Origin of the sequence: Cobetia sp. 5-25-4-2 (genome assembly GCF_013374075.1) — a bacterium.
Taxonomy (GTDB): Bacteria; Pseudomonadota; Gammaproteobacteria; order Pseudomonadales; family Halomonadaceae; genus Cobetia; species Cobetia marina.
This window is the reverse complement of the sequence record NZ_BLWK01000007.1, coordinates 132077-149438: the sequence shown is the minus strand read 5'-3', so window position 1 is coordinate 149438 and position 17362 is coordinate 132077. Positions and strand designations below refer to the sequence as shown.

Sequence of the window (17362 nt, the reverse complement as noted above, 5' to 3'; positions counted from 1 at the left end):
GACGGCAACAGGATTCGAAGTCAGCGACCGGCAGGGACGAGCCGGCCACCGAGGTGCATGAGGCTTGGAGATTATGCGTCATGCATGCTCCGACGGCCAACACCACCCCTTCATATCAACTGAATGACTCGTTGAATGAAAGCACCCGACACACCGGCTCTCCCCCAGAAGGTGCGATCGCCAATGTATCGGGTGCATGAGGCAGGGCCCCTGGCGCTCCTTGCCGGGCCTCACTTCCATGCAGTGCAGTCCCTGGCGGAAGGACGAGCCACCCACGGGTGGCAAGTCACTTCATCTGAGCACCATTGTGCTGATCATTCAATGCAAATCAGGCAGTCTCGTCGCTGACGGCTTCCGCATCCAGGCCGAAGGCGGTGTGCAGTGCACGCACGGCCAGCTCCATGAACTTCTCGTCGATCAGAACGGAGATCTTGATCTCGGACGTGGACACCATGCGGATGTTGATGCCCTCTTCCGCCAGCACGCGGAACATCTTGGAGGCGACACCGGCATGGGAACGCATGCCGACACCGACCAGCGAGACCTTGGCGATATTGTCATCGCCTCTGAGCTCACCGCCGCCGACGGACGGAATGACCGTCTCGTTGAGGATACGCTGGGTCGCCTTGAAGTCGCTCTTGGCCACCGTGAAGGAGAAGTCGGTCGTATTGCCGTCCGGGGAGACGTTCTGGACGATCATGTCGATCTCGATGTTGGAATCGGCGATCGGGCCCAGAATCTTGGAGGCGACACCCGGAATGTCCGGCGTGTTGAGCAGGGTCAGCTTGGCTTCGTTGACATTGAAGGCAATGCCGGAGATCAGCGGTTCTTCCATGTTGTCTTCTTCCTCAGCGACGATCAGGGTACCCGGGCCATCCTCGAAGGAAGACAGCACACGCAGGGGAACATTGTACTTGCCGGCGAATTCCACCGAACGGATCTGCAGGATCTTGGAGCCAAGGCTCGCCATTTCCAGCATTTCCTCGACGGTCACCGTTTCCAGACGACGTGCCTTGGAGCACACACGTGGATCAGTGGTGTAGACACCATCGACATCGGTATAGATCTGACACTCGTCCGCCTTGAGGGCTGCCGCCAGGGCGACGCCGGTGGTATCGGAGCCACCGCGCCCCAGTGTCGTGATATTGCCTTCATCATCGACCCCCTGGAAGCCAGCGACCACCACGACCTTGCCAGCATCGAGGTCTTCGCGCAGGTCATCGGTGTCGATGCGCTGGATACGCGCCTTGGTGTGCGCGCTATCGGTACGAATGCCTACCTGAGCGCCGGTATAGGAGGTCGCGTCGACACCGATCTTCTGCAGTGCCATGGCCAGCAGGGAGATGGTCACCTGCTCACCGGTAGAGACCAGCATGTCCATTTCGCGCGGCGTCGGGTCATCGTTGATCTCGCTGGCGAGACCGATCAGTCGGTTCGTCTCGCCACTCATGGCTGAGACGACCACGACAACCTGATGTCCTTCGTCGCGGAATCGCTTGACCTTCTCGGCGACGGCCTTGATCCGCTCCACCGAGCCGACCGAAGTGCCTCCGAACTTCTGAACGTATAGCGCCATGTGCGTTTCCGTTATCCGTGTCCGTTTGCGTTGTCCCCACATGAGACTCATGCGGGCCCAAAAAGAGGCCGGGTCTCCTCACGAGAAGCCCGGCCTTCATCTTGTCTTCTTACCCCAGCTGGGCGTCTACCCAGGCTGGCACGCCGGCCAGTGCCCCGGGAAGCGATGCGGCATCACTGCCACCGGCCTGCGCCATGTCAGCACGACCACCGCCCTTGCCACCGACCTGCTCAGCCACGTGACGCACCAGATCACCCGCCTTGATGCGCGAGGTCAGATCATCGGTGACGCCCGCAATCAGGCTGACCTTGTCACCATCCGCGACGCCAAGCACCAGAATGCCGGAACCCAGCTTGGATTTCAGGTCATCCATCAGGCCACGCAACTCCTTGCCGGAGACGCCTTCGACCTGCTTGGCCAGCACCTTGAGCCCCTGGACATCCGCGATGTCGCTCAGCATGTCACTGGCAGAAGCGGACGCCAGCTTGGCCTTCAGACGCTCAAGCTCCTTCTCGAGACCGCGGTTGCGCTCAAGCAGACTGGTGACACGCTCCTCGACCTGCTCCGGCTTGGCCTTGAGGCGCTCACCCAGACGAGTCAGGGTCGCTTCCTGCGCCAGCAGGAAATCACGTGCCGCACGGCCAGTGATGGCTTCGATGCGGCGCACGCCGGAGGCGATGCCAGTCTCGGCGATGATGTGCATCTGACCGATGTCACCACTGCGCTTGACGTGAGTCCCGCCACACAGCTCGATGGAGAAGGCATTCTGACCGATGGTCAGCACGCGAACCTGCTCACCATACTTGGCATCGAAGAGTGCCGCCGCGCCGCGCGCCTTGGCTTCATCGAGAGTCATGAACTCGATGGTGGTCTCGGCGTTGGCGAGAATCTGCGCATTGACGATGCGCTCGACCTCGGAGAGCTGTTCTGCGGTCATCGCCTCAAAGTGACTGAAGTCGAAGCGCAGGCGCTCGGCCGTCACCAGCGAGCCCTTCTGCTGGACATGCTCACCCAGCACCTGGCGCAGCGCTTCATGCAGCAGGTGCGTGGCGGAGTGGTTGCGCACGGAGGCAGCACGCAGATCTGCATCGACCTGCGGACGCACCGCGTCGCCCACCGCGAGCGAACCTTCGATCAGCACACCGTGATGCAGATGATGTCCGGCCTGCTTCTGGGTATCACTGACCTGGAAACGGCCGCCCTCCAGATGCAGATAACCGGTATCGCCCGCCTGACCACCGGACTCGCCATAGAACGGCGTGGTATCGAGTACCACGATGCCCTTGGTATCGGCCTCGAGACGCTCGAGCGCATTGCCTTCGCTGTCGAACAGCGCGGTGACGGTCGCCTCACCCTCGAGGTGATCATAGCCGGTGAATTGCGTCTCGCCTTCCAGCGTCAGGTTGGCGGAATAGTCGCCCCCGAAATTGCTGGCAGCACGTGCACGCTCACGCTGAGCTTCCAGCGCGGCCTCGAAACCGGCCTCATCGAGGATCAGTTCGCGCTCGCGGCAGATGTCGGCGGTCAGGTCGTAGGGGAAGCCGTAGGTATCGTAGAGCTTGAAGATGGTTTCGCCGTCGAGGGTATTGCCATCCAGCTCGGCGATGGCCTCCTCGAGCAGCTTCATGCCGTGCTCCAGCGTACGCGCGAACTGCTCCTCTTCCTTGAGCAGCACACGCTCGATCTGCTCACGCGCAGAGCGCAGTTCCGGATAGGCATCGCCCATCTCGGCATCCAGCGCCGCGACCAGCTTGTAGAAGAAGCTGCCGCGCGCGCCCAGCTTGTGACCGTGACGCACGGCACGGCGGATGATGCGACGCAGCACGTAGCCACGCCCTTCGTTGGACGGCAGCACGCCATCGGCGATCAGGAAGGCACACGAACGGATGTGATCCGCCACCACGCGCAGCGAGGGAGTGGTGATGTTGTCATGACCGATGATCTCGGCCGCCGCCGCCAGCAGATTCTGGAACAGGTCGATCTCGTAGTTGGAGTGCACGCCCTGCATCACGGCCGCGACGCGCTCCAGCCCCATGCCGGTATCGATGGACGGCTTGGGCAGCGGGTTCAGCGTGCCTTCGGCATCACGATCGAACTGCATGAAGACCAGGTTCCAGATCTCGATGTAGCGATCGCCATCTTCGTCCGGGCTGCCCGGCGGGCCACCGGCGACGTCTTCACCGTGATCATAGAAGATCTCGGAAGACGGGCCACAGGGGCCGGTGTCGCCCATCTGCCAGAAATTGTCCTCGTCGAGACGCGAGAAGCGGTTCTGATCGATGCCGACCTCGTTGAACCAGATGTCACGGGCTTCGTCATCGCTGACGTGCACGGTGACCCACAGCTTCTCCTTCGGCAGGCCCAGCTCTTCGGTCAGGAACTTCCAGGCGAACTGGATGGCTTCGCGCTTGAAGTAGTCACCGAAGCTGAAGTTGCCCAGCATCTCGAAGAAAGTGTGGTGACGTGCGGTGTAACCGACGTTGTCCAGGTCATTGTGCTTGCCGCCGGCGCGCACGCAGCGCTGTGCGGAGGTGGCACGGCTGTAGCCACGCGGATCACGGCCCAGGAAGACATCCTTGAAGGGCACCATGCCGGCGTTGGTGAACAGCAGGGTCGGGTCGTTGTTCGGCACCAGAGAACTGGTGGGAACGATGGTATGCCCCTGCTTCTCGAAATAGGTCAGGAAGGCGTTTCTGATTTCTGCGCTTTTCATAGAGGTTCCGTAGCGATGTGCGTAAAGACGCTCCGGGGGTCTTCTTCTGCATGACTTCCGCATGGTTTCTGCATATTCATCCATGTGGGAATGCATGGAGGTGCAATGAAAAGCATGAAAGAAGGCGCCTGCCCCGTGCCGTCGCAAGACGACCTAGTATAACGCCTGTTCGCGCAAGCTAAAGGGGGGGAAATGGCTTGAGTGACCGGTTTGCGCGTTCCGAGCCATTGCCCGGGCAATGGCTGGCCTCACGCCTCGTCTTCCGTCCAGGCGGACTCCATGGCGTAGCGCAACTGCTCGTAGTCGAAGCCGCGCTGGAGCAGGAAGCGCTCTCGGCGCGCACGCTCCTTGTGACCCTCGCCCGCTGAGGAAAAGCGCCTTGCCAACGTCTCGCGCGCCAGCTCGAAGAAGTCCACCGCATCAACATGTCCGAAGGCATCAGGCACCGGATCACAGGCAGCACGCATCACGGCACCTGACGTCTCGTTGTCGATGCCACGCTGGCGCAACTCCTGCTGGATACGCCTGGGGCCCTGCCCCCTCAGCACCCGTGTCCGCAGGAAGCTGGCGGCGAAGCGCTCATCGGATTGCAGGCCTTCCTCGACCAGACGCTCCAGCACTTCCTCGATCAGCAGCTCGACCTCATCACGACTCAAGCGCGTCTCGGCGCCCTCCTCGCTACTCGCGGACTGCTCCGCCAGCGCATCATCGCTGACGGTCTGCAGGTAGTCGCGCTCCTTGAGATAGTCGTGCAGCTCGCGACGGCTGTGCTCGCGGCGTGCCAGACGTGCGATGGCGTCATTGCGGGCACGCCGTTGCGGCGTCATCGCGCCGACATCGAGGGGCTGATAGTCCGGCCCGACGGTCTCTCTTTCCTGATCGTGCATGTTGGCGCTCCTTTCTGGAGAGGCACCCAAGATGGCGAAATCCCCGGTGCAAAACGCACAGCGCCCGCCACCGAAAACGGGGCGGGCGCTGCAGATCACTGAAAGGCGCTGAAATCAGCGCTCAATGAACACGTTCTCGAGCAGGTCTCAATCGAGATCCAGATCATCTTCATTTTCGGCGACCACTTCTTCCTTGGCCTCTTCCTTGGTTTCCGGAGAAGCCAGCAGCTGGGCGCGAATCTGGCTCTCGATCTCTTCCATGATCGCGGGGTTATCCTCCAGATACTGGGCGGAGTTGGCCTTGCCCTGACCGATCTTGCTGCCCTGGTAGCTGTACCAGGCACCTGCCTTGCCGACCAGACCACACTGCACGCCCAGATCAATGACCTCACCGGCGTGGTAGATGCCCTTGCCGTAGAGAATCTGGAACTCGGCCTGGCGGAACGGCGGCGCGACCTTGTTCTTCACGACCTTGACGCGAGTCTCGTTACCGGTGACTTCATCGCCGGACTTCACGGAGCCGGTACGACGGATGTCGAGACGGACACTCGAGTAGAACTTCAGCGCGTTACCACCGGTGGTGGTTTCCGGGCTACCGAACATCACCCCGATCTTCATGCGGATCTGGTTGATGAACACCACCATGCAGTTGGCATTCTTGATGTGACCCGTCACCTTGCGCAGCGCCTGGGACATCAGACGCGCCTGCAGGCCGACGTGGGAGTCACCCATCTCACCCTCGATCTCGGCACGCGGCGTCAGGGCTGCCACAGAATCGACGATGATGACGTCGACACCACCGGAACGCACCAGCATGTCGACGATCTCGAGTGCCTGCTCACCGGTATCCGGCTGGGAGACCAGCATCTCGTCCAGATTGACGCCCAGCTTCTCGGCGTAGGACGGATCCAGCGCGTGCTCGGCATCGATGAAGGCACACACCTTGCCCTGCTTCTGGGCCTGGGCGATGACCGAGAGCGTCAGTGTCGTCTTGCCCGAGGATTCCGGACCGTAGATCTCGACCACTCGACCGAAAGGCAGGCCACCGATGCCGAGCGCGATATCCAGGCCCAGAGACCCGGTGGATACCGACGGGATGGCCACACGCGGGGCATCGCCCATGCGCATGACGGCGCCCTTGCCGAACTGGCGCTCGATCTGGGACAGCGCCGCGTTCAGCGCCTTGGTACGATTGTCGTCCTGTGCCATGTGGCCTCCTGTCGAACGGCGGCGCCGCATGGGCAACCACCTGAAATAGGAAATTCTCAAGCTTCGGGTGATGCAGAGACTGTCAGCCTAGCGGCTGGGCTGTCATGGCAAAACCCTGTATACATGGACAGTATGATGCCGCATGTTTCATCGTTCTGCCAGTCCGGTGATGCGCTTTTTCAGGCAGCAGTCTCAACGCAGAGGGTTGCATGCGTCTCGAGCCTCACCAGTTCAGCCCTGCCAGGCTTCCACGCATTCGATCAAGCCTTGCAATGCCACCCTCACGGCGGCGTCGCGCACGGCCTGCCGGTCTCCCGGAAAGTGGAAACACCGCGCCTGCTGTCGCGCCTCACTGCCCCATGCCAGCCACACCGTCCCCACGGGCTTTTCTTCACTGCCGCCTCCCGGACCCGCCACACCACTGGTTGCCACCCCCAATTCGGCACCGCTGTCACGACACGCTCCCTTGACCATCTCGCGCACGACGGCCTCGGAGACTGCCCCGAAGTCCGCGAGCGATGCTTCGCTGACGCCGAGCAGACGCCGCTTGGCCGCATTCGAGTACGTCACATAGCCCGCCTCGAAATAGCCGGAGCTACCGGAAATCGCCGTGATCGCGGCACTCACGCCACCCCCGGTGCATGACTCTGCAGCAGTGATCTGGACTCCGCGCGCCAATGCCAGCGCCTGCAGCTGCTCGGCCAGTGCATTCGCATCCGGTGCCTCGGACGTCGTATCCGTCAATCGGGCCATGAACGAACTCCTTTCTAAGAAGTGGTCTGAGGAAAAGGGAAGCGAGCAGGAGGCATCACAGGCATTGGAGCCGGCCGCGCCAGTCCGTAGAATATCGCGCATCCCGCATGCCGTGTTCTCGCATGTGCGTCTTTTTCCCATTGCAGTGCAGTCAAGGAAGTCCATGGCCATGGCCAAGAACAGCGCGCCCCAGATGACGCCGATGATGGCGCAGTACATGAAGATCAAACGCGAGCACCCCGGTGTGCTGCTGTTCTATCGCATGGGCGACTTCTATGAGCTGTTCCATGAGGACGCCAAGCGAGCCGCGCAACTGCTCGACATCACCCTGACGGCACGTGGCAGCTCCGGCGGCTCCCCCATTCCCATGGCAGGGGTGCCTTATCACAGCGCCGAGGGTTACCTGGCACGCCTGGTGAAAATGGGCGAATCCGTGGCCATCTGCGAGCAGATCGGCGATCCCGCGACCACCAAGGGCCCCGTCGAGCGCAAGGTGGTGCGCATCGTCACACCGGGCACCCTGCATGACGAGGCGCTTCTGGATGCCAGCCGTGACAATCTGCTGGTGGCGCTGCATCGAGACGGTGAGACCTGGGGCCTGGCGGCACTGGAGCTTTCCTCAGGACGCTTCAGCGTACTGGAAGTCAATGGCGATGAAGAACTGCTGGCCGAGATCCAGCGTCTGTCACCCGCCGAGCTGATGGTCGGCGAGAGTCGTGAACTGCCAAGCAGTCTTGCCTCACGCCCGGGCCTGACCCGTCAGAGCGACTGGCATTTCGACCATGAGACCGCGTTGCGCCTGCTGTGCGATCAGTTCGGCGTTCAGGACCTCAATGGTTTCGGTTGCAGTCATCTGACCTGCGCGGTCACCGCTGCTGGTGCCCTGCTCGACTACGCGCGTGACACGCAGCGCACCGGTCTGCCCCACGTGACGGCGCTGGCCGTGGAGAGTCGCGACGATTCGGTCGTGATCGATGCCGCCAGCCGTCGCAACCTCGAGATCGACACCAATCTTGGCGGCAGCAGCGACAACACGCTGGCCAGCGTATTGGACGTGACTGCTACCGCGATGGGCTCACGCCTGCTCAAGCGCTGGCTCAACCGCCCGCTGCGCGATCAGACCCAGATCGGCCAGCGCCAGGCGGCAGTGCAGCGCTTGATGGAGGGTGACTACCCCTTCGAACTGCAAGGCCTGCTCAAGCGGATCGGCGATGTGGAGCGCATCCTGGCGCGTGTTGCACTGCGCAGCGCCCGCCCGCGGGACATGGCGCGCCTGCGTGATGGCCTCAATACACTGCCAGAGCTGCGCGCCGTGCTCGCCAGCGTCGAGAAAGGCAGTGCCATCGATGACCTGCGCGATGGCATCCGCCTGTTCCCCGCCCTCTCGGCCATGCTCAGCGAAGCGCTGATCGAGAATCCGCCGGTCGTGCTGCGCGATGGCGGGGTGATCGCCGATGGCTACGACGATGAGCTGGACGAGTATCGCGGCCTCTCCGAGAACGCCGGTCAGTATCTGGTGGCCCTCGAGACCCGTGAGCGTGAGCGCACCGGCATCAGCAACCTCAAGGTCGGCTACAACCGCGTTCATGGTTACTTCATCGAGCTGCCGCGCTCCCAGTCAGCGGAAGCTCCGCCGGAATACATCCGCCGCCAGACGCTCAAGAATGCCGAGCGCTTCATCATCCCGGAACTCAAGGAATTCGAGGACAAGGCGCTGTCGGCCAAGTCCAAGTCGCTGGCCCGCGAGAAGCTGCTGTATGAGCACCTTCTGGATGACCTGAATACCGAACTGGATGGCCTGCAGCAGACGGCACGCGCCCTGGCGTCACTGGATGTGCTCACCGCCTTCGCTGATCGCGCCGCCGCACTGGACTTCGTCCGCCCACAGCTCAGCGACACGCCGGGAATCGACATCGAAGGCGGCCGCCACCCGGTGGTGGAACATGTCAGCGACCACCCCTTCGTGCCCAACGACGTGCGCTTTGACGATGCGCGCCGCATGCTGGTGATCACCGGCCCCAACATGGGCGGTAAATCCACCTACATGCGTCAGACCGCGCTGATCGCACTGCTCGCGCATACCGGCAGCTTCGTACCCGCCGCTCGCGCCTGCATCGGCCCGCTGGATCGCATCTTCACGCGCATCGGCTCCTCGGATGACCTGGCCGGTGGCCGCTCGACCTTCATGGTCGAGATGACCGAGACTGCCAGCATCCTGCACAATGCCACCGACGAGAGTCTGGTGCTGATGGATGAGATCGGTCGCGGCACCTCGACCTTCGATGGCCTGTCATTGGCCTGGGCAAGCGCCGAGCACCTGGCCCGCACGCGCGCCTTCACGCTGTTCGCGACCCATTATTTCGAGATGACGGCACTCCCCGAGCACGTCGATGGCGTGGCCAACGTTCACCTGACCGCCGCAGAGCATGGCGATGGCATCGTCTTCATGCACCGTGTCGAGGAGGGGCCGGCAAGCCAGAGTTATGGCCTGCAGGTTGCCCAGCTGGCCGGGGTCCCGCAGAACGTCATCCTGCGTGCACGTGAGAAATTGACCAGTCTCGAGCAGCAGGAGGTCGATCGTCCGCAGGTTGCCCGTGAAGATGCACTCGGCCAGCCAGTACCGCAGCAGAATGATCTCTTCGCGGCACCGCCTCACCCGATCGTCGAAGCCTTGACCCAGCTGGACCCGGATGACCTGAGCCCCAAGCGGGCACTGGAACTCATCTATGAATGGCGCAAGATCCAGTAAGCGGCGGAGTGAGTCGACTGACAAGTCGCATGACACCATGCGCCTGCCGACACTCGACAGTGCGCGATGGGCATAGCACCATTCCAAAACGATCCGCCCACGCTGATTGCGAGGGCGGCAGAGCGCCACTAGAATAACGCCTTATAACACTCGCGCCGCTTATAACCTGAAACTCAAGATGCCGCTCAGACGGCACAGAGTGGCGCTGGACCACGACCTACGAGAGACGCCGACCCGCGTCAGGAGACCCAGATGGCATTCATCGTCACCGAGAACTGCATCCGCTGCAAATACACTGACTGCGTGGAGGTCTGCCCGGTCGATTGCTTCTATGAAGGCCCCAACTTCCTGGTCATCAACCCGGACGAGTGCATCGACTGCGCTCTGTGCGAGCCGGAGTGTCCCGCGGAAGCCATCTTCTCCGAGGACGAAGTGCCGGAGAATCAGAAGGAATTCATCGAGCTGAATGCCGATCTGGCCGAAGTGTGGCCGAACATCAGCGAGAAGAAGGACGCCATGGAAGACGCCGAGAAGTGGGATGGTGTCGAAGGCAAGCTCGAATACCTGGAGCAGTAAATGCCCTGCCCGACCTGACCGGGCAAGCACCAGGTTCTCATCAAGACGGCAGCCACTCCCTCAGGGGTGGCTGCCGTCTTCGTCTTGAGCGCTCATGGTCAGCCAGCCCGGCGGGTGGGGCCGAAAAAAAGGCACAAAAAAGGGCAACCCCGAAAGGTCGCCCGCTCCAAGCGTGTCCCTGTCGATCCGTCCTGGATCGTGTTCCTGGGTGCTGTCCCTGCCCGTCATGGCATCCTGCCATTCAGAGCGCACCGTCACGCATGGGGCATTGTGGCACTGCTTGCGCAGCTGTCCCACCACAATGCCCGTTTCTGCTTATTGCCTGCCCTGCTGTCCTGCTCATGCAACTGCATCGCAGATGCATTGCCCGGCATCCTGCCCGTGCCGCTCCTGACCTGCCTCAGCTGACAGTCTCATGATGTTCCGTGATCTGACATCCTTGCCTCGGCATCCTGCCGTCGAGATTCTGCCGCTGATTGCCTCGTCTGCCTGACACGGATGATGTCCCGTCATCCGTCACTCCTGTGAAGGCGAGCTTCCTGACTGCATATCGGGTCGAGACCCATCAACCATCCCTGTCGTGATTGCGCGTCCGCTGCCAATGACGATACCGTCACTCTGGATCTTCCTGATCCGGTACTTCCTGTACCTGGCCATTCATCCGTGGTCCCTGGCCAATTCCTGCCCGCTCCTCGGGCAAGATGCCATGCAGTGCTGCTGCTTCCGTCATCCTTGACGGTTCCTGTTCGCTGAACATCCTGTTCAGACGAGTCGGGCATCCTGCCCGACGTACTCCCTGGAAGATCATCAAGAGCATCCTGCTCAAAGGTGCGGTGTCCCGCCGCATCCCGCTTCCATGACGCTATTCTGGTCAGCAAGCCGTCATCAGGCAACTAGCCAAACCGCTCAGACGAATCGGGACAAACAAGGAAGCTTTTAGATAAAACTGTTTTAAAACAGTGATCTATAGAAAAACATACGATTGAACACGTATCCGGAGTGCAGTAGTTATCCTCTATGTCCTGCATATCTTGTAGGAAAAGGCTTACATGAACTGACTGCGGAGATGGGGAAAGTCCACGTACTTGAGACGCAACCTGCGCGGACAGCACGTGTAACGCACGACGGGGCCGTACCCGAAGGTACGACCCCGTCATGTGGAAGCGTTGTGGATGCCGACGACCAAGGCGGCATTCACAAGCCTGTCGCCTGTTTACTGGCCCTTGATCTCTTTCAGGCCATTGTAGGCGACATCGCCCAGCTGCTGCTCGATCACCAGCAGGCGGTTGTACTTGGCGACACGGTCAGAGCGGCACAGAGAGCCGGTCTTGATCTGCCCGGCACAGGTACCCACGGCGAGGTCGGCGATGGTGGTGTCTTCGGTCTCGCCACTGCGGTGGGAGATGACCGCAGTGAAGCCAGCGGCCTGCGCCATCTTGATCGCATCCAGGGTTTCGGACAGTGAACCGATCTGGTTGAACTTGATCAGAATGGAGTTGCCGATGCCTTCATCGATACCACGGCTCAGGATGCGCGTGTTGGTGACGAACAGGTCATCACCGACCAGCTGCACCTTGTCGCCGAGCTTGTCGGTCAGCAGTTTCCAGCCTTCCCAGTCAGACTCGTCCATGCCGTCTTCGATGGACACGATGGGGTATTCGTCCGCCAGCTCGGCCAGGTAGTCGACGAAACCACGTGCATCGAAGCTCTTGCCTTCACCAGACAGATTGTACTGGCCATCCTTGTAGAACTCGGAGGAGGCACAATCCAGCGCCAGAGTCACGTCAGTGCCCAGCGTGTAGCCCGCATCGCTGACCGCCTGCTTGATGACCGCCAGCGCTTCGGCATTGGAGGCAAGGTTCGGTGCGAAACCACCTTCGTCGCCCACGGAAGTGCTCAGATCGCGGCCCTGCAGGACCTTCTTGAGCGCGTGGAAGATCTCGGCGCCGGTGCGCAGCGCTTCACGGAAGGTCGGCGCGCCGACCGGCTGGACCATGAACTCCTGGATGTCGACATTGTTGTCGGCATGCTCGCCGCCATTGATGATGTTCATCATCGGCACCGGCATGGAGTACTTGCCCGGCTGACCGTAGAGCTCGGCGATGTGAGCGTAGAGCTCGATGCCCTTGGCCTGGGCAGCTGCCTTGGCTGCGGCCAGGGAGACCGCGAGGATCGCATTGGCACCCAGCGATTCCTTGTTCTCGGTGCCATCCAGCGCCAGCATGGCGTCATCCAGCGCACGCTGGTCCAGTGCATCCATGCCCACGAGACGCTCGCGGATCGGGCCATTGACGGCTTCGACTGCCTTCAGTACGCCCTTGCCCAGATAACGGCTCTTGTCGCCATCACGCAATTCCAGCGCTTCGCGCGAACCGGTGGAGGCACCGGAAGGCGCGCAGGCGCTGGCACGTTGTCCACCTTCCAGCACGACCTCGGCCTGTACGGTCGGGTTACCACGGGAATCGAGCACCTCAAGGGCGCGGATTTCGACGATATTGGCCATCTTGTGTCGTCCTCTACACGGGGGATTGAAACACCACGACGGGCATCTTGCCCATAGCGCAAAAAGGCCGCTCACAGGGTAGTGAACGGCCAGTAGTCATGTTCAGCGAATATCCAGCGGCGCAAAGCCCTTCACCAGCGAATCCAGCGATTGCAGCTGGCGCAGGAAGGGTTCGAGCTGATCCAGCGGCAATGCGCAGGGGCCGTCACACTTGGCATTGTCCGGGTCCGGATGTGCCTCGAGGAACAGGCCTGCCAGCCCCAGCGCCACGCCGGAACGAGCCAGATCGAAGACCTGCTCACGACGACCACCGGCAGAATCGGCCCGCCCACCCGGGCGTTGCAGCGAGTGGGTGACATCGAACAGCACCGGCAGCCCCGTATCCTTCATCTCGGCCATGCCGAGCATGTCGACCACCAGATTGTTGTAGCCGAAGCTGGAGCCGCGCTCGCACAGCAGAATCCGGTCATTGCCCGCTTCACCGCACTTGGCGACGATATGGCGCATTTCGTGCGGGGCCAGGAACTGCGGCTTCTTGACGTTGATGACGGCACCGGTGCGCGCCATGGCCACGACCAGATCCGTCTGGCGCGCCAGGAAGGCGGGCAGCTGGATGACATCGGCCACTTCGGCCACGGCAGCTGCCTGATGAGGCTCGTGGACGTCAGTGATGATCGGCACGCCAAAGCGCGACTTGATCTCGGCGAGGATCTCGAGACCCTTCTCCATCCCCGGCCCGCGATAGGAGTGCATGGAGCTGCGATTGGCCTTGTCGAAGCTGGCCTTGAAGACGTACGGCATGCCGAGGCGCGATGTCACCTCGACGTATTGCTCGGCGACCTCCAGTGCCAGCTCACGCGATTCCAGCACGTTCATGCCACCGAAAAGCGTCATCGGCCGATCATTGGCGACTTGCAGGCCTGCAAATTCGATCACGCGTTGTTCGTTGCTCATCACTGCACCGTCCATCAAAAACGTTGCCCACCGGCGGCTCAGCCGCGATGCCCTTGCCTGCCGGACATTCTTGATGAGCCGCCGCGGAAAAGACCCACGGGCGCCACTCTGGCGTGACGCCCGGCGATCACCCTATCACTCGCCGCGAGTCCGCGCCGCCTTGTGATTGAGCGCCGCATTCACGAAGCCGGAGAACAGCGGGTGACCATCACGCGGGGTGGAAGTGAACTCCGGGTGGAACTGACACGCCACGAACCACGGGTGGTCCGGCAGCTCGACCATCTCGACCAGCGAGTTGTCGACGCTGCGGCCCGAGAAGATCAGACCGGCCTCTTCCAGCGCCGGCACGAACTGGTCGTTGACCTCATAGCGGTGGCGGTGACGCTCGACGATCTCATCGCTGCCATAGGCCTGATGCGCCTTGGAGCCGTTGAGCAGACGACAGGCCTGGCCGCCCAGACGCATGGTGCCGCCCAGGTCGGATGCCGCGTCACGGGTCTCGATCTTGCCTTCCGGCGTCAGCCATTCAGTGATCAGACCGACCACCGGGTGCTGGGTGTCGTGAGTGAACTCGGTGGAGTTCGCATCAGTCCAGCCTGCCACGTTGCGGGCAAACTCGATGACCGCGACCTGCATGCCCAGACAGATACCCAGATACGGCACCTTGTTCTCACGTGCGAAGCGTGCGGTGGCGATCTTGCCTTCCACACCCCGCTCGCCGAAACCGCCCGGCACCAGAACCGCGTCCTTGCCGATCAGACGATCGGTACCGTTGCGCTCGATCTCTTCGGAATCGATGAAGTCGACGTTGACCTTCACACGCCCCTGGATACCGGCATGAATCAGTGCCTCGTTCAGGGACTTGTAGGCGTCCAGCAGCTCCATGTACTTGCCGACCATCGCGATGTTGATGGTCTTGAGCGGGTTGAGCTTGGCATCCAGTACCGACACCCACTCGGACATGTCGGCCTCTTTGGCCTCCAGGCGCAGCTTGTCGCAGACAATCTCATCGAGACCGGCTTCATGCAACATCAGCGGGATACGATAGATGGTGTCGGCATCCTGCAGCGACACGACAGCACGTTCCTCGACATTGGTGAACAGCGAGATCTTGCGACGCTCGCTTTCCTCGATCTCGACTTCGCTGCGGCAGATCAGGATATCCGGCTGGATACCGATGGAGCGCAGCTCCTTGACGCTGTGCTGGGTCGGCTTGGTCTTGGTCTCACCAGCCGTCTTGATGTACGGCACCAGCGTGAGGTGCATGAAGATGGCACGCTCGCTACCCAGCTGGGCGCGCAACTGACGGATCGACTCCAGGAATGGCAGGGACTCGATGTCACCGACGGTGCCACCGATCTCGACCAGCGCGACGTCATAGCCTTCACCGCCAGCGATCACGCGACGCTTGATCTCGTCGGTGATGTGCGGGATGACCTGAACCGTTCCACCCAGGTAGTCGCCGCGGCGCTCCTTGCGCAGCACGTGCTCGTAGACACGGCCGGTGGTGAAGTTGTTGCCCTGGGTCATGCGCGAGCGGATGAAACGCTCGTAGTGACCGAGGTCCAGATCGGTTTCCGCGCCATCTTCAGTGACAAAGACTTCGCCGTGCTGGAACGGGCTCATGGTGCCCGGATCGACGTTGATGTACGGATCCAGCTTGAGAATGGTGACCTTGAGGCCACGGGCCTCGAGAATAGCCGCCAGCGAAGCGGATGCGATGCCCTTGCCAAGCGAGGACACAACGCCGCCCGTCACGAAGATAAATCGTGTCATGGAAACCTGCCGAAAACGTGAGCTGTAGGAGAGATCCGGGGGAACGGATCAGGATGGGTCGCCAGTCTAGCGGAAAGGCTGCTCCGGCTCAATTTGATTGCCACTCCATCCATCCTTGGTGACGCCGCCACGGGCACCCGCCCAACGTATCAGACCCGCCGTGGCGGGCCTGATACGTGATACTGCGATCTCCTTACACTTCCAGGAAATCGAGAATCCCTTCTGCGGCCCGGCGACCTTCATCAATGGCGGTCACCACCAGATCGGAACCGCGCACCATGTCACCACCGGCGAACACCTTGGGATTGGTGGTCTGGAAGGCGAGTCGCTCGGCACTGGTCGCGATGCGCCCACGCTCATCGACCCCGATATCAAAATCGGTGAACCACGGGGCAGGACTGGCCTGGAAGCCGAAGGCGACGATGACGGCATCCGCCGGCAGGATCTCTTCGGAACCCGGCACCACTTCCGGGCGCTGGCGCCCGTTGGCGTCCGGTTCACCCATGCGGGTACGCACGACCTTGACGCCCTCGACCTTGCCCTCACCGACCACCGCCACCGGCTGGCGATTGAACAGGAAGTCGACGCCTTCCTCACGAGCATTGGTCACCTCACGACGCGAGCCCGGCATGTTGGCCTCGTCGCGACGGTAGGCACAGGTCACGGTATCGGCGCCCTGACGGATGGAGGTGCGGTTGCAGTCCATCGCGGTATCACCACCGCCGAGCACCACGACCTTCTTGCCTTCCATCGAGACGTAATCGGCCGGGTCCTTCTCGAAGCCCAGGCAGTGATTGACGTTGGCAATCAGGAAGTCGAGCGCCTTGTGAACTCCCGGAAGATCCTCGCCCGGGAAACCGCCGCTCATGGCGTTGTAGGTGCCCATTCCCAGGAAGACGGCATCGTATTCCTCGAGCAGGGCATCGAAGCCGATGTCACGACCGACCTCGACATTGAGACGGAACTCCATGCCCATCTCTTCGAAGATCTCGCGGCGGCGCGTCATCACGCCCTTCTCGAGCTTGAACTCCGGGATACCGAAGGTCAGCAGCCCACCGATCTCCGGGTGACGATCATAGATCACCGGACGCACACCGTTGCGCACCAGGATATCGGCTGCCCCCAGACCCGCCGGGCCGGCACCGATGATGGCGACGCGCTTGTCCGTCCAGCTGACCTTGGACATGTCAGGGCGCCAACCCATCGCGAAGGCGGTGTCGGTGATGTACTTCTCGACCGAACCGATGGTGACGGCACCGAAGCCATCATTCAGGGTGCAGTCGCCTTCACAGAGACGATCCTGCGGGCAGACGCGCCCACAGACTTCGGGCAGCGAGTTGGTCTGGTGCGAAAGCTCCGCAGCCTCGAGGATGTTGCCCTCGGAGACCAGCTTCAGCCAGTTGGGGATGTAGTTGTGTACCGGACACTTCCACTCGCAGTAGGGGTTGCCGCAACCCAGGCAGCGATGCGCCTGACTGGCCGCTTCCACCGGCTTGAACTCGGCGTATATCTCGTTGAACTCGCGGGCACGCACGCGAGCATCTTTCTTCTGCGGGTCCTGACGACCCACATCGATGAACTGGAAGTCGTTGGCGAGCTGATTGGCCATGATGAATCCTCTCTCAAAATCCGGGCACCGTCGCGGTGCGGGCCCTCACCCGGGGCT

The 17362-nt window shown here is 61.8% G+C and carries 11 protein-coding genes; 2 read left to right on the top strand and 9 right to left on the bottom strand.

All coding sequences use genetic code 11. The features are described from left to right. Positions 1–328: 328 nt before the first annotated feature. The 5 genes from HXS65_RS14565 to HXS65_RS14545 all read right to left on the bottom strand — a co-directional run bounded on the left by HXS65_RS14565 (position 329) and on the right by HXS65_RS14545 (position 7138). Entirely contained in the window at positions 329–1576 is a 1248-nt protein-coding gene (locus HXS65_RS14565) for an aspartate kinase (protein WP_077377982.1), read from the bottom strand. 109 nt (positions 1577–1685) lie between these two features. Further along, complete coding sequence (gene alaS / locus HXS65_RS14560) at positions 1686–4289, bottom strand: alanine--tRNA ligase (protein ID WP_176494259.1); 2604 nt, start codon at positions 4287–4289, stop codon at positions 1686–1688. Positions 4290–4537: 248 nt separating this feature from the next. Further along, on the bottom strand, positions 4538–5176 hold the full coding sequence (locus HXS65_RS14555; RefSeq protein WP_375782217.1) for a regulatory protein RecX: 639 nt from the start codon (positions 5174–5176) through the stop codon (positions 4538–4540). A gap of 147 nt (positions 5177–5323) precedes the next feature. After that, positions 5324–6385 carry a recombinase RecA gene (recA, locus tag HXS65_RS14550; protein ID WP_077377977.1) on the bottom strand — a complete coding sequence of 354 codons (1062 nt, stop codon included), beginning with the start codon at positions 6383–6385 and terminating at the stop codon, positions 5324–5326. Positions 6386–6616: 231 nt separating this feature from the next. Next, positions 6617–7138, bottom strand: coding sequence for a CinA family protein (locus tag HXS65_RS14545; RefSeq protein ID WP_176494258.1), 522 nt, complete (start codon positions 7136–7138; stop codon positions 6617–6619). A gap of 169 nt (positions 7139–7307) precedes the next feature. On the opposite strand from HXS65_RS14545, the gene mutS reads away from it, so the two are divergent. Further along, on the top strand, positions 7308–9887 hold the full coding sequence (gene mutS, locus HXS65_RS14540; RefSeq protein WP_077378198.1) for a DNA mismatch repair protein MutS: 2580 nt from the start codon (positions 7308–7310) through the stop codon (positions 9885–9887). A gap of 252 nt (positions 9888–10139) precedes the next feature. Beyond that, positions 10140–10463 carry a ferredoxin FdxA gene (gene fdxA, locus HXS65_RS14535; protein ID WP_077377971.1) on the top strand — a complete coding sequence of 108 codons (324 nt, stop codon included), beginning with the start codon at positions 10140–10142 and terminating at the stop codon, positions 10461–10463. A 1213-nt stretch (positions 10464–11676) separates the two neighbouring features. Here fdxA and eno read toward each other — a convergent pair. The 4 genes from eno to HXS65_RS14515 form a co-directional block, all read right to left on the bottom strand. Then, positions 11677–12966, bottom strand: coding sequence for a phosphopyruvate hydratase (gene eno, locus HXS65_RS14530; RefSeq protein ID WP_077377968.1), 1290 nt, complete (start codon positions 12964–12966; stop codon positions 11677–11679). Between the two features lie 102 nt (positions 12967–13068). Then, positions 13069–13920, bottom strand: coding sequence for a 3-deoxy-8-phosphooctulonate synthase (gene kdsA, locus HXS65_RS14525; protein WP_077377966.1), 852 nt, complete (start codon positions 13918–13920; stop codon positions 13069–13071). Between the two features lie 135 nt (positions 13921–14055). Then, on the bottom strand, positions 14056–15696 hold the full coding sequence (locus tag HXS65_RS14520) for a CTP synthase (RefSeq protein ID WP_077377963.1): 1641 nt from the start codon (positions 15694–15696) through the stop codon (positions 14056–14058). A gap of 193 nt (positions 15697–15889) precedes the next feature. Next, entirely contained in the window at positions 15890–17305 is a 1416-nt protein-coding gene (locus HXS65_RS14515; RefSeq protein ID WP_084207840.1) for an FAD-dependent oxidoreductase, read from the bottom strand. Positions 17306–17362 lie beyond the last annotated feature (57 nt).